Origin of the sequence: Chitinophaga varians (assembly GCF_014529945.1) — a bacterium.
In the GTDB taxonomy this organism is placed as follows: domain Bacteria; phylum Bacteroidota; class Bacteroidia; order Chitinophagales; family Chitinophagaceae; genus Chitinophaga; species Chitinophaga varians.
The window spans coordinates 134,221-147,275 of record NZ_JACVFB010000010.1 but is presented as its reverse complement, the minus strand read 5'-3'; the positions used below and the strand labels follow the sequence as shown (position 1 = coordinate 147,275).

11 protein-coding genes and 1 tRNA gene are annotated in these 13,055 nt (G+C 46.6%); 3 read left to right on the top strand and 9 right to left on the bottom strand.

The window, feature by feature from the left end:
- Positions 1–215 precede the first annotated feature (215 nt).
- Positions 216–1,358 (bottom strand): hypothetical protein, encoded by a 1,143-nt coding sequence (locus ICL55_RS34665; protein ID WP_188106608.1) that lies wholly within the window; start codon positions 1,356–1,358, stop codon positions 216–218.
- Between the two features lie 208 nt (positions 1,359–1,566).
- Positions 1,567–2,460, bottom strand: coding sequence for a helix-turn-helix domain-containing protein (locus ICL55_RS34660; RefSeq protein ID WP_188106605.1), 894 nt, complete (start codon positions 2,458–2,460; stop codon positions 1,567–1,569).
- Positions 2,461–2,782: 322 nt separating this feature from the next.
- Between ICL55_RS34660 and ICL55_RS34655 the strand changes: the two genes are divergently transcribed.
- Positions 2,783–4,099: a serine hydrolase domain-containing protein gene (locus ICL55_RS34655; RefSeq protein WP_188106603.1), complete on the top strand. Its 1,317-nt coding sequence runs from the start codon at positions 2,783–2,785 to the stop codon at positions 4,097–4,099.
- A gap of 252 nt (positions 4,100–4,351) precedes the next feature.
- On the top strand, positions 4,352–6,733 hold the full coding sequence (locus ICL55_RS34650; RefSeq protein WP_188106602.1) for an ABC transporter permease: 2,382 nt from the start codon (positions 4,352–4,354) through the stop codon (positions 6,731–6,733).
- Between the two features lie 389 nt (positions 6,734–7,122).
- On the opposite strand, the gene ICL55_RS34645 is transcribed toward ICL55_RS34650, so the two are convergent.
- Positions 7,123–7,206, bottom strand: a tRNA-Leu gene (locus tag ICL55_RS34645).
- Positions 7,207–7,365: 159 nt separating this feature from the next.
- On the opposite strand from ICL55_RS34645, the gene ICL55_RS34640 reads away from it, so the two are divergent.
- Positions 7,366–8,637: a hemolysin family protein gene (locus ICL55_RS34640; RefSeq protein WP_188106600.1), complete on the top strand. Its 1,272-nt coding sequence runs from the start codon at positions 7,366–7,368 to the stop codon at positions 8,635–8,637.
- Here the strand turns inward: ICL55_RS34640 and ICL55_RS34635 are convergent.
- From ICL55_RS34635 to ICL55_RS34610, 6 genes are all read right to left on the bottom strand, one after another.
- Complete coding sequence (locus ICL55_RS34635) at positions 8,624–9,367, bottom strand: ABC transporter permease (protein WP_188106598.1); 744 nt, start codon at positions 9,365–9,367, stop codon at positions 8,624–8,626. The genes ICL55_RS34640 and ICL55_RS34635 overlap by 14 nt on opposite strands.
- Before the next feature lie 15 nt (positions 9,368–9,382).
- A complete protein-coding gene (locus ICL55_RS34630) occupies positions 9,383–10,162 on the bottom strand; it encodes an ABC transporter ATP-binding protein (RefSeq protein ID WP_188106596.1) in 780 nt (259 codons plus the stop codon).
- A 129-nt stretch (positions 10,163–10,291) separates the two neighbouring features.
- Positions 10,292–10,927: a response regulator transcription factor gene (locus ICL55_RS34625; protein ID WP_188106594.1), complete on the bottom strand. Its 636-nt coding sequence runs from the start codon at positions 10,925–10,927 to the stop codon at positions 10,292–10,294.
- Positions 10,924–11,715 (bottom strand): sensor histidine kinase, encoded by a 792-nt coding sequence (locus ICL55_RS34620; protein ID WP_188106592.1) that lies wholly within the window; start codon positions 11,713–11,715, stop codon positions 10,924–10,926. The genes ICL55_RS34625 and ICL55_RS34620 overlap by 4 nt, the downstream gene beginning before the upstream one ends.
- The gene (locus tag ICL55_RS34615; protein WP_188106590.1) at positions 11,685–12,323 is read right to left on the bottom strand and encodes a hypothetical protein; all 639 of its coding nucleotides are present in this window, start codon (positions 12,321–12,323) and stop codon (positions 11,685–11,687) included. Before ICL55_RS34615 ends, ICL55_RS34620 begins: the two co-directional genes overlap by 31 nt.
- A gap of 19 nt (positions 12,324–12,342) precedes the next feature.
- Entirely contained in the window at positions 12,343–12,891 is a 549-nt protein-coding gene (locus ICL55_RS34610) for a hypothetical protein (protein WP_188106588.1), read from the bottom strand.
- Between the last annotated feature and the right edge of the window lie 164 nt (positions 12,892–13,055).

The window sequence follows — 13,055 nt, the reverse complement described above, 5'->3', positions numbered from 1 at the left end:
AAAAAAAGGCTCGTAAGTATCAACTTACAAGCCTTTTCTTAACGTGCCCGGAACCGGATTCTTATCTAGTTTCGGAAGAATGAGTTGTGAGGTATTTGTATCAAACCTATATTTCAAAAGATGCGCCGGACAATGTGGTGGTGACTGGTATGTCGGCGAAAATTATTAAGACGATTATACCTGACAGTGACAACAACGATGAGCGTTGATTTAGATTAAAAATTCATAAAAACAGTACCGAAATCAACAGAGGGGTAGCTGAACAGACTACCTCCAATTATTTGGGCACTAATTGTAGGAACACCAAATGCAGCAGAACTGATACTCTCCCAATAGCCGTCGTTCTTTAGAAAACTATCATCTACCTGGGCAATACCACTATTAGTGAATTGAATGTAACCGTTTTGGGGCAAAGCACTGGAAGGATTAGCCACCAGGGTTTTAGACGCTGCTATTACAAACTCTTTACTCCCTTCATCAACAGAACCCGGTGCTGTTGAAATTTGTACATTTGTGTACATCGGTGAATTATTGCCACCATAGATCACTCCAATGTTAAGGTTTCCTCCGGCTGATAATAAATATCTTACATTTCTCCATGTACCAAAAATATTTTTATGTTGCGCATTACACTCATAGGTGGCGTATGCTGCATAGCCATTCGCACTGTTATGCATATTATATAGTTTCGCTCTGACACCCAGCTGAGCTCTGCCTGAATTTCCCGTGAAAATATTAAACGCAGAACTTACGACGCTAAACGAATTCGGGTTGGAACGGACACCCACCAACTCTGTTGATGGCATTTGTCCGTTTGAAAGCTTTGTCTTTAATTCAGTATATGATATATTTTTAAACGTCTGTATCGATTTTTCATTAAAATATAAAAAGTCATTCCCGACGCTTACAATTCCCTCACTATTGGCTAATGAAGCCTCCACCATTCCGGAACATTTCAAATAATAGGAATCCCTGGAAAAACCTATCTGCTTAGCATACTTTTCTTTTAAAAGTTCGAATCCCCTGAAATATTCGTCTTTACCCAGCGTCTCTAATTTGTCCAGCTCCTTATTAAATCCGACATAAACTGTCTTTAAAGATAAAAAACCTAACTTTTTTTCTTTTTGCATCCTTGTTTCCTCATTAACATTGTACATGCTGATCACTGCATCAAAAAAATCAGTGTAGCTGGCAAAATGTAAATAACCATTTTCTACGGTGGCTTTGTTATATACTTCAGTTCTGTTGAAAACTTCTTTTTCAGGAGAAACGTCTTTTTTGCAAGCTGCTGCTATCAGTACAATCATAACAAATATGGTCATGACCTTTACATTTGTCTTTTCAATGAGTGTTTTCATACTTTTTGGTTTATGTTATCAGATAAAATGGTTAACAGCTACAGGCTCAAACAAGCGGGCAATGCTACAAACATGTTCAGCTACTTATCGTGGAATTGATCTTAGCACACCAGGTTTTAACCGTCACTTTAGAATGATACAAACCTATCAGATATGAATTGAATAATATAGGAGGAAGACGACATTCCTATTTTTGATTATCAATCAGTTATACTCTATAGAACTGCTCTCCCATGGAATACAGGTCGATGGGCTCATGATACAAATGAATACCAGGGTCAGTTTCCAGCAAATAGATCAGCTTCAGCGAATGAGCGGTATCCATTGAACTGGGAGTCATACCGGTAAACGCCTTAAAATCGCTGATCAGATGCATCTGATCATAATATCCGCACTCATAGGCAAGGCTTGTCCAGCTACGTTTTTGCTGTTGTTCAGCCAAAGCATATGCTTTTGAAAAGCGAACCAGCCGGGCAAACAGTTTGGGAGTAATTCCCAGGCGCTCATGGCACTTCCGTTCAAACTGCCGTATACTTAAACAGGCGTCCCTGGCAATGTCGCTGACAGGAATATTACCGCTATAGTCTGTCCATTGTGCAATAGCTTTATCAAATGGCTGTAATACAGTCTCCTTCAGTTGTATCTTTTTGAGAAAAAAGGTCTCAATGATTTGTTTCATCTGTTCCGGCCCTGTTGCTGTCTGCAGCTCCTTTGCCACCTGCAATACTCCCCTGCCCATCAGAGAACCGGCATCCAGGTCCTTATTGATCATTTCATGTACAGGGATACCGGTTAAACGATGAAACCCGCCGGGATGGAAACAGATACATATGACGACACTTTTCGGGTCAAAACAGATCATATTCCTGCACAGCTGCGGGCCAATAAGAGAGCAGTCCGGCAAAGGCGTAAGCAGCGCTTCATTTTCCTTTCTGATATGCAGCGGAAGTCCATGCACCGTGAAGTTGAGGCGAATATGCGGAGACCAGGGAAACTCATAGGTAGTAGAGATACCATATTCTTCAAAATCAGCATACATCATACCGGCGTTACTGATCAATCCCTGCAAAGCAGGGTGCAGCATAAAATTCACAAATCGCATACGAATGGGTTAAGGGTGAACATTGTATTACCAGTGTGGGTGGATTAAACGGTTGACAGTTCCCGGAATCTATATCTGCGGCAATTTCATGGCGATAGGATTTTAGGACAATGTTCTAAAATAATATATTTCTCCGAAGAGACGTATTTCTCTCATAAATTTCGAATAACAGCTATTAATTGAGAATCCCAACAATAAAATTTGTCATTTTTTCAGTTCGAAGACTTTCCGTCCCGGGACGGTAAATAACCTGCTTTATGATTGCCAAAAACCTCCTTTTTATTTTATCTTCAGGACATTTTTTGGTGTATATCTCAGGATTATGAAAATCAGCCACGCGCTCTTCCTTATCACCCTGGTCCTCAGCAGCCCTGCTTCTGCGCAGCAGGATACCGTCATTACTTCCCTGGTCCGTGACATCCCCATTTGGATGGCCCAAAACCATGTTCCATGTACAGGTGTCGGCATTATAGAAGATGGGCGTGTTAAATGGGTAAAAACATTCGGTTATTTAAAAGAAGGTCATCCTGCACCTCTACATACATTGTTTAATATCGCATCGCAAACCAAGCCGGTAGCGGCTATGCTGACGATGAAACTGGTCCGGGAAGGCTTGTGGGACCTGGATGAACCGCTTTCACATTATTGGACAGATCCTGATGTTGTCAATAATCCCTGGCTGAATAAACTTACTACCCGCACGGTGCTGAGTCATCAGACCGGTTTCCCGAACTGGCGTACAGACAATGGTAACACGAAGTTGCGTTTCGATTTTGAGCCAGGTACCAAATTTCGCTATTCCGGAGAAGGCTTTGAATATTTGCGCCGTGCGCTGGAAAGCAAGTTTCATCAACCGTTAAATGTACTCATGCAAAAGTACCTGTTTAAGCCATTGCGGATGCATCAAACGCAATACTGGAGCAAAACACTGGATACCAGCCGCTTTGCGATGTGGCACAATGGACAGGGCAATCGCTATGCGGTGTCGATTCAAACCTCCGTCAGTGCTGCGGATGACTTAATCACCACGGTAGAGGATTACTGCAAATTCGGTCTCGCTACCATGATGGGTTTAGGCCTTTCGGATACGCTATTTGCTCAAATGGTCCGCCCACAGGTGCAAGTAAAAGAAAACTACTACCGGTGCCTGGGGTGGGGATTGGTAACGGGGCTGCCTGACGGCGAATATGCGCTGGAACACGGTGGCTCTGATGTAGGGGTACGTACCATGGCGGTTTTCCTGCCAAAATCTAAACGGGGGGTGGTGATGATGACCAACGCAGACAACGGCATGTTTGTGACAGATCAGGTAATAAAGCGCGTGCTGGCTGTTGGCAACCAGGTGCTGGCAACCATGAACAAAGGCGTCGTTAGCCATGAAAGAATCGCGATAGCAGAGGAAGTGATCAAAAGATATACAGGTACCTATGTACAAAACAATGGTAAACTGATGAAGGTGGAGCAGCAGGGAAACGCCATCAAAGTATCTGGTGACGGGGTACCTACAGCATTGTTATATCCGGAATCAACGAATAAATTTTTCCTCGAAGGGTATGATGTGCAGATCGAATTTCCGGATACACATTCACTGATCATCTATGAAAATGGTAAACAGGTGATGAAGATCAACCGCGAGTGAGCAGTTGTCTGTTATCTTTCGGGTTCAAAACAATCTTTCTTTTCTCCAGTCGCTGTATTGATTCCCTGGGTGGCATGCCACAGGGCGCCTGGGCCTGCATTACTTATTGTTGTCTTGCTCTAACTGTTCGTATCTGAACACTACTTGTTCAGATACGAACAGACAGGCGGACGCATAACATGTACAACAGTTGCTATCAGGTACTTCCGGCAGATGGCAGTATTATTGTTGATCCTGGCAAACGGTATCTCCATGTTAAAAAACTATATCAAGACGGGCTGGCGGATGATGGCCCGTAACAAGGTACTTTCTGCTATCAATGTTCTCGGGCTTGCGCTGGGCATGGCCTGTTGTCTTGTTATCATGTTATGGATACAGCATGAACGCAGTATAGACCGGTACCATCAAAACGGGCCGTTTCTTTATAGTGTACTGGAAAGGCAGATCCACAATGGCAACATTGAAGTTGGCCGTGGTGGTCCGGGCCTGCTGGCAGAGGAGCTGAAACGGAAGTTCCCTGAAATTGTTTACGCTGCCGCTTCCACTACCTGGGACGATATGCGTATGACATTTGCCATTGGTAATAATGTAAATAAGGAGACCGGCAATTTTGCCGGTGCCGACTGGTTCAGGATGTTCAGCGTGCCGCTGCTGGCAGGAGCACCAGCTACTGCGTTAAGTACGCCTGGCAGTCTTGCTATCTCCAGGAAGCTGGCAGTAAAGTATTTCGGTTCGCCGGAGGCGGCAATGGGAAAAACTATCAGGATAGATACAAAAAAAGATTACCTGGTAACAGCCGTATTTGAAGACCTGCCAGGTATCTCCTCAAAAAAATATGATTTTCTGCTCAGCTGGCAGGACTGCCTGGAACGTAATGGCTGGATGAAGGATTGGAATAACAATGGCCCACTGACCTATATCCAGGTGCGGCCAGACACGGATATGGAAAAGCTTCAGACCAAGATGAAACATTTCCTGAAAGAGTATAACAAGGCCCTTGATGCGAACGTTTTTGATATTGAGTTGTTTTTGCAGTCTTACGGAGATGGTTATCTCTACTCCAATTTTAAGGGCGGGCAGCAAAGTGGTGGCAGGATAGAATATATCAGGTTGTTCACCATTGTGGCTATATTTTTATTACTGATTGCGTGTATCAACTTCATGAACCTGGCTACAGCGCGTTCTGCAAAAAGGGCAAGGGAAATAGGCGTACGTAAGGTAATGGGCGCTATGCGGGGCTCACTTGCGGTGCAGTTCATATGGGAAGCGTTGTTATATGCCTTCCTGGCACTGATCTTTGCCCTCGTGACGGTATTGCTGGTCCTGCCAGGGTTCAATGCCCTTACGGGAAAAGACATACAGCTTCCGCTGAATAATGGGCTCTTCTGGCTGACAGTGGCCGGCATTGCCGTAATAACAGGCCTCCTGGCGGGCAGTTATCCTGCTTTGCACCTCTCCGCTTTAGCTCCGGTACGTGTGCTGAAGGGCAGCCTTAAAACCGGTTCAGATGCAAAATTATTCAGACAGGGGCTGGTCATCTTCCAGTTTATATTATCTATGTTATTGATATCCGGTACACTGGTGGTATACCAGCAAATGGCCTATGTACAGAAAAAGAACCTGGGGTACAACCGCGAAAACCTGATCTACCTGAGAGCTGAAGGTGCAGTGGCTACCCACAGGTATGATGCATTCAGGGAAACCCTGCTCCGCACCCCGGGCATACAGGCGGTATGTGGTATTGCCAATAACTTTACCGATGCAGCCGCCAGCACCAACTCCGTTAACTGGACAGGTAAAGACCCTAACAGTTCCGTTGAATTTACACAGCTCTCCGTATCCTATGATTTTACTAAAACCGCTGGTATCGATCTTTTATCCGGCAGGGATTTTTCACCTGCCTATGGTACAGACTCCGGCAGCTATATGATCAATGAAGCCGCAGCGCGGACAATGGGGCTTAAAAATCCGGAAAACGAAAAATTAAGTTTGTGGGGTAAAGAAGGAAAGATCATCGGAGTGGTAAAAGACTTTCATATAAAATCGTTGCATACTGCTATCCAGCCTATGATCATCTGGCTTGGAGCGGCTTCCGGCCATGATAATATACTGGTACGTTTCAAAGCAGGAGAAACAAAGCAGGCCATAGCTGGTATGGAAGACGCGTGGAATGCCTTTAACCCCGGCATTCCCATCACCTATAGCTTTGTAGACGCCGAATATGGAAAACTTTATGAAGGTGAAATTATGGTAGGTAAACTGTCCAACTACTTCGCCATTATTGCCATTTTTATTTCCTGTCTTGGTTTACTGGCGCTTTCTTCTTTCATGGCGGAACAGCGGACCAAAGAAATAGGCGTTCGTAAGGTATTGGGCGCCAGTGTCCAGCATGTAGTGATGTTGCTGTCGAAAGACTTTCTGAAACTGGTGATCATTGCTATTATCTTATCTACTCCATTAGCGTGGTATGTAATGAGCCAATGGCTGCATAATTTTGCCTACGCTGTTCATGTGGAATGGTGGATATTTATTGTTGCCGGTATGCTGGCACTCACCATTGCATTGCTTACCATCAGCTACCAGTCAATAAAAGCGGCATTAATGAACCCTGTGAAGTCGCTGAGAGCAGAATAACGGCTTAATATTTATGTAATAAATGCCTTATGCAAATTCACTGCGTAAGGCATTTATATTTTGCAGGGATAAGAAATGATACCACCTCAAAACGACTTACCATGTCAACAGAAAAACCGAAGAAAAGTGGAGAAATCTTTTTTCAGAATAATAGTTTTGAGCGGTGATATTTTGCCGGATGCCTTTACCAGTGCAGTAAAGCAGGAAAAACTGACATTTTTCGCTGGATGAAATGGGGGATGCGTGCTGGTGCTGGCACGTGAATTTAGTGTGTCATTTAGTGTGTCAATGATGTGTCGCCAATAGTGGGCAGAAGCGGAGAAAAGCGTACAAAAAAGACATTGACACAAAAAAATAGGTTGTAAGTAAGATACTTACAACCTATTACGTGCCCAGAACTGGATTCGAACCAGCACACCCTTGCAGGCGCTGCGACCTGAACACAGTGCGTCTACCAATTTCGCCATCTGGGCAACTGATATTGTGATCAGGGAGCGCAAAGATAAGCACTCATTTCAATTCTCCAAATTTTTTGTTGAAATATTTTTGCAGTCAATAGCTACAAACGAGCTGAAAACCAGCGCTATAAACAATTGCAGCGGAGAGTTGTTATCCTGTAAAGCGGCTGACTTATGCTCTCTATCATCATTATCATCATCCTCATTGCATTCAATTTCTACTTCTCCTTAGCGGAAATAGGTCTGATATCGGTAGATAAAACAGCGCTGAAAATCCAGGCTGACGGCGGCAATGCACGGGCGGCCAGCACACTCCGGCTGGTAAGCGACCCCGACGAATTCCTCAGCGCGGTACAGGTGGGCATCACTTTAGTAGGCATACTGGAAGGGCTATACGGCGGCGACATGATGGCGGCACTGCTGGAACCGGTATTCCGCTCCTGGCAGCTGGGCAACTATGGCGCACACCTGCTGGCACTATTCATCGGCGTAGGCTCCATCACCTACCTCACCATTATCTTCGGTGAACTCATCCCTAAAACCCTGGCTCTCCTGAATCCGGAAAAAATTTCATTTCTCATCACGCCGTCGATGGTCATCTTTTCCAAAATCACCTACCCTTTCATCAAATTGCTGACCAGCAGTACCAAGTATATCCTCGGACTGTTCCATATCAATACCATCCGGGAAGAGAAGCTCACCGACAACGACCTGCGCGGCATGCTCATCATGGCTTACAAACAGGGACTAATAGAAAAAGGGGAATTTATGCTGCATAAAAACATCTCCGCGGCCTACGACCTGCCGGCGGAAAATATCATGACACCGGCCAGCATCGTGACGGTTCTCCATCAAGACATGTCGCGCGATGAGATAACTGAAACGATTAAACGAAGTATACACCGCACCTTCCCCGTGATGAGTAAAAGCAACGAGATACCCGGCGCCCTGATGATCAAGGACTTTTTCCTGCAGCCCGACAAGTCACTGCTGGAGCTGGTCAGCCCTGTCTCCTACCTGTCGCTCAACCAGGGCATCTTCGACATGTTTCAGCTATTGCGCCGCGAAAGCACGATCATGGGGGTGGTATTAAATGAATATGGGGAGTTTGAAGGGATTGTTACTTTCCACGATATTGTGTCCGGCTTATTGGGCAATCTGCCGGGGTATAATACAAAGGAGCGTTTTTTAGAACAGCAGCCGGACAAAAGCTGGCTGACCAACGGTGTTACCCGGTTGTCTTTTATCAGGGAAACCCTCAATATCGAATGGCTCCGTCCTTACGAAGAAGAAGATATTACAGTGGCCGGCCTGCTGATCGGCAAACTAAAACACATTCCTCAACCCGGCGAAAAAGTGACGCTCAACCAGTTCACTTTTGAAATCAAACGTATGGACAAACACCGGATTGAGGAAGTGATCATCAGGCAGGTCAGTTCCACTTAAAGAAACGAATGCCGAGTATGCCAAATATAGCCGTATAACCCAGTGTGGCCAGCAAGGCGTAGGTCGCCTGCAGGTTCCAGGTTTCAGGCTGCAGCGCTGTGCCGATCATGCGGTTCACCACACCATAGGGCGACCACTGCACCATCTCTTTCACGACATCGCCCAACACACCGAAGTTGCCCAGCATACCCACCATAATGAAAATAAAGTATACCAGCCGTGTGGTGGAATTCACCGTCTCCGGATTTTTAATCAGCCCCACAATCAGCTGGCCGAGGCTGAGGTACAGCGCCCCGCCCAACACCGCGGCGAAGAAACCGGTCAGATAACCCAGCGGCGACAGTACAATTTTGTCTACCAGATTGCCTACGGCAAAGATGGCGATGGTCATGGCCATGATCGTGGCTATCTGTACCATGATGCGGCTGCACATGATGGTCCACGCGGCTACCGGGCCTACGCGCAGGCGTTGGAACACGCCCTTATCACGGTCACGTGCAATGGAATTGGTATAGCCCAGCAGGCCGATACTAATCAGGCCAATGGTGATGCCACCGGCGATCACATAAGGGCCGCCCATCATTTTCACCATCCCTTTCCAGGAGATGACGATCACCACAGGCACCAGCAGCACGAGGCGTAAAGAGCGGCGGTTGCGCCACAGGGTGGTAAAATCAGCCCGTAACAAAGCGGACATCACGGCAGCAGTCTGAGGTATTTTGGTTTGCATAAAGTAGGTATTGAGTTATGAACGGACAGCCCGGCCGGTGAGGCCGATAAATACATCTTCCAGGGTTATTTTTCCTTTGCGGCACACGGCAATAACGTCGGGGTCGTTGCGATGGGCCGCTATCAGGGCTTCGGGCGTATCGATGGCGATGACCCGGCCATGATCGATGATGGCGATGCGATCGCAGACCGCCTCGGCTTCTTCCATGGAATGGGTGGTGAGCAACACGGCATGACCCTTTGCCTTGATGGCCTCGATGCGGTCCCACAGCTGCCTTCTGGACTGCGGGTCGAGGCCCGTAGTGGGCTCGTCCAGCAGCACCAGCTGCGGATCATGAATAGTGGAGATGACCAGCGATACCCGCTGCTGCTGCCCACCGGAGAGCTGACCGAAACGTTTGGTAGCTGAATCCTGCAGGTTGATTTCAACCAGCTTCTCTTCTACTTCGGCAGGACTTAATTCCCTGCCATAGATGCCGGAAAACAGCCGGATGATTTCGGCCACGTTTAATTCTGCCTGAAAACTGGTGGATTGTAATTGTACGCCCATGTTGGCTTTGGCGTAAAGGGGCTGATCGAGGATACTGAAGCCGGCTACGTTGATTTGTCCGCCCTGCGGCCGCAACAATCCTTCGATAGCGCTCAGGGTACTGGTTTTGCCGGCGCCGTTAGGTCCCAGCAAACCAAAAATTTCGCCCGACTCCACGGTGAAGGATACACGTTGTACCGCCTGAAAAGAGCCATAGGAGACACTCAGCTGGTCTACCTCCAGGATAGCCCTTTGTTGATTACTCATGTGCTGATTCGATTTTGGATGAATGAACAGGATACAATGATACAAAAACCAACAAAGGGCACAGGGGAAATAAGGTAAATGACCAGTACAGGTCGGTAAAGAGCGGCTTTTAACCGGTAAATCAGGCTGCTACAGGGAAACCAGCTGCCGGCGCAGGGCTTCAAGCACCATACCGGTACGGCTTTGTACGTTGAGTTTGTGGAAAAGGATTTCACGATAGCCATCTACCGTACGCTCGGAGACGTTCATTTTCTGGGCGATCGCTTTATAGGTGAGATCACTGCAGGCGAGACTCAGAAACTCTTTCTCCCTTTCGGTGATCGTCTCCTGCTGCTCCGATTGCAGGATCAGCCGGCGATAGTTGACATTGGAAGCATCATTGTGATAATAGCCTGATTCATGTATCTCACGCAGCGCTTTTTCCAGTTCCACCGGATGGATATCTTTCAACAGATAAGCACAGCAACCGGCTTTGAGCATAGTGATGATGGTATTGTCATTTTCTTTCATGGACAATGCCGCTATCCGGATGCCCGGATGCTGTTTCTGTAACAGGGCCGTAGCTTTGGGCCCGTCCATAACGGGCATGTTCACGTCGAGCAGTACGATGTCCGGCGGGGCAGGCAGCGCTGCTATTTTCTCCAGCAGCTCTTTCCCGTTGACAGCTTCTGCTACAATGCTAAAACCGGTAAAACCTGCTACGAGCAGGCTGAGTGATTTGAGGAATAACTGATGGTCGTCTGCGATGGCAATTTTGATGTTCATAACTGATTTGGTTCAACGGGTAATTTTATCAACACAGCAGTACCTCCTGCATCCGTCACTTCCCAGTCGATCGTTCCACCCAGCAGCCGGGTACGGTGTTGCATGTTCCGGATACCCAGTCCGGTGGCCGACATACCAGCTTTATCAAAGCCGGCGCCGTCATCTGCAATGATCAACAACAACGCCTTTTCGGCTATACGCATGCTGATATCAATCACTTGAGGACGGGCATGTTTCAGGCAGTTTTGCATGGCTTCCTGTATGATACGAAACAGAATGATCTGTGGCTCGGCCTGTAGCGGAAGCTCGGCCAGTTCGTGGGTAAACTTCACCTTGATGGTACGACTGGCATTGATACGGGCTACTTCACTCTTCAGGTTGTCCACCAGGCTGAATTGGTCCAGCCACTGACGGCTGAACGATTTGGACAGCGCGCGCAGGTGATGAATGGCCGTACTGAGGGTTTCCTCCGCGGTCTTTAACGTCTCCGGTGCATCGGTCAGGTTACGCTGGGTAACATTGATCAATAGTTTGGTGCTGGTTAACAATTGCCCGATATCGTCGTGAAGCTCCTGCCCCAGATGAGCAAAGGTTTCTTCCTGTATTTCGATCTGAGACCACATCAATTGTTTATCATACTCTTCTTTCATTAATTTTAGCTGATGCAGGTAAGCTTGTTGTTTTTTCTTGTAATTGATGATCGCCACAATCACTATCAATCCCATGATGATAAACAACAGGGTGAGTAAGATGACTGCTACGAAGAAATCCTGTTTGACCGGAAGCATATGATGCTTTTTATCAGCATAATATACAACAGGTAATTGGATAATGAGTTCAAAATCGTAAAAAGATGCCTGGCAGACCGTGCATCACCGGCCAATAACAGATTGTAAAAGCCGTTTACACACATAGACCCGGCGAAATAAAAGAAAAACGCGAGGGTCAGCCAGAAATCAGGGTGCCGGAATATAGACGCTTCACTATTGGGGGTAATCGAAAAAAAGGACAAAAGGCACCAGCAAATGACCAGGAAGCTCTCAATGGTAATATTAATGCCCGGAAAATAACGCCAGCCGCCATATACAAAGCTGTACACGAGTGATACCGCGCCAAACACAAATATCGAAATCCACATCAGCAACCGCCAACGTTCATCCTTGATTCCTGATCGTAAAATGATTGTTATCAGACTATATTCCAGCACCACAAAAAAGTGGTATACAATAAAGAAATGGGAACCACGCTTCCCGATCAATTCCACCATCACCTCCGATAATATGGAGAAACCTAATAACACCGCCAGCTGCTTTACCTGCTTGTATTGCAGATTAAACAGGCTAATGGCAAAACATGTCACCAGCATCACATAGTATCCATAGATCCATCCGTTCATTCAGCGTAGCAATTTTTTTTTAACAGTTGTGCTCCAGGTCAATGGGCGTTACGGCACCAAACGGATGTCCGCTGGCTTTCAGCGCAGCAAACAGCTTGGCCATCAATGGCTCGTCTTCTCCGCCATTGCCTCTTTCTTCAATACCCGGGTCGGCTGGAGTAGGGTCCAGCACACCGGACTTAGCTTTTTCCAGTAACACCGGGAACGCGATGTTAACATGATTGGCATCCAGGCCCTCGGCCATCAGACTAATTTTTTCGTTATTTTCCGGAATAACAAAATGAAAGCGTACAAACTCGCACCCAGGCTGGCCCAGCAACCGGAAAAGGGAAGCCTTGCTGAACTCAATGGAGTACCGACCCTGGAAAAATTCCTTCACCTCCGGATGTTTGGAGAGATAGTTGTAAAAATGGAACAGCATTCCGAAATAAGCACTCACGGTAACGGGCATCCCGTAGGTAGCGGGATCACCGGTGAAAGGCATGTGTGAGTCAATAGGGATGGTGGTATTTTCAAGATACCCCTGGTTATTGGCGGTATAACCGCTAACCATCATTTTGTCGCTCATGTTGTTGTGTTTAGTGGAAGCAAATATTCAACATTTTTTTTATGCTTACACCGGGGTTTTCCCCGGGTAGTCCCCCGGGATAATTCCTGCTCCTACTAAAATATATAACTTAGCCAGAATAATAAAATAACATCACCTAAGGATTTTTCGTCATTTACATATCG

Bases quoted from the DNA above. Each gene is read 5' to 3' on its own strand.
- ICL55_RS34655 (WP_188106603.1), top strand. From the start codon at position 2,783: ATGAAAATCAGCCACGCGCTCTTCCTTATCACCCTGGTCCTCAGCAGC.
- ICL55_RS34610 (WP_188106588.1), bottom strand. From the start codon at position 12,891: ATGAGCGACAAAATGATGGTTAGCGGTTATACCGCCAATAACCAGGGG.
- ICL55_RS34650 (WP_188106602.1), top strand. From the start codon at position 4,352: ATGTTAAAAAACTATATCAAGACGGGCTGGCGGATGATGGCCCGTAAC.
- ICL55_RS34625 (WP_188106594.1), bottom strand. From the start codon at position 10,927: ATGAACATCAAAATTGCCATCGCAGACGACCATCAGTTATTCCTCAAA.
- ICL55_RS34640 (WP_188106600.1), top strand. From the start codon at position 7,366: ATGCTCTCTATCATCATTATCATCATCCTCATTGCATTCAATTTCTAC.
- ICL55_RS34630 (WP_188106596.1), bottom strand. From the start codon at position 10,162: ATGAGTAATCAACAAAGGGCTATCCTGGAGGTAGACCAGCTGAGTGTC.
- ICL55_RS34620 (WP_188106592.1), bottom strand. From the start codon at position 11,715: ATGCTTCCGGTCAAACAGGATTTCTTCGTAGCAGTCATCTTACTCACC.
- ICL55_RS34665 (WP_188106608.1), bottom strand. From the start codon at position 1,358: ATGAAAACACTCATTGAAAAGACAAATGTAAAGGTCATGACCATATTT.
- ICL55_RS34660 (WP_188106605.1), bottom strand. From the start codon at position 2,460: ATGCGATTTGTGAATTTTATGCTGCACCCTGCTTTGCAGGGATTGATC.
- ICL55_RS34635 (WP_188106598.1), bottom strand. From the start codon at position 9,367: ATGCAAACCAAAATACCTCAGACTGCTGCCGTGATGTCCGCTTTGTTA.
- ICL55_RS34615 (WP_188106590.1), bottom strand. From the start codon at position 12,323: ATGAACGGATGGATCTATGGATACTATGTGATGCTGGTGACATGTTTT.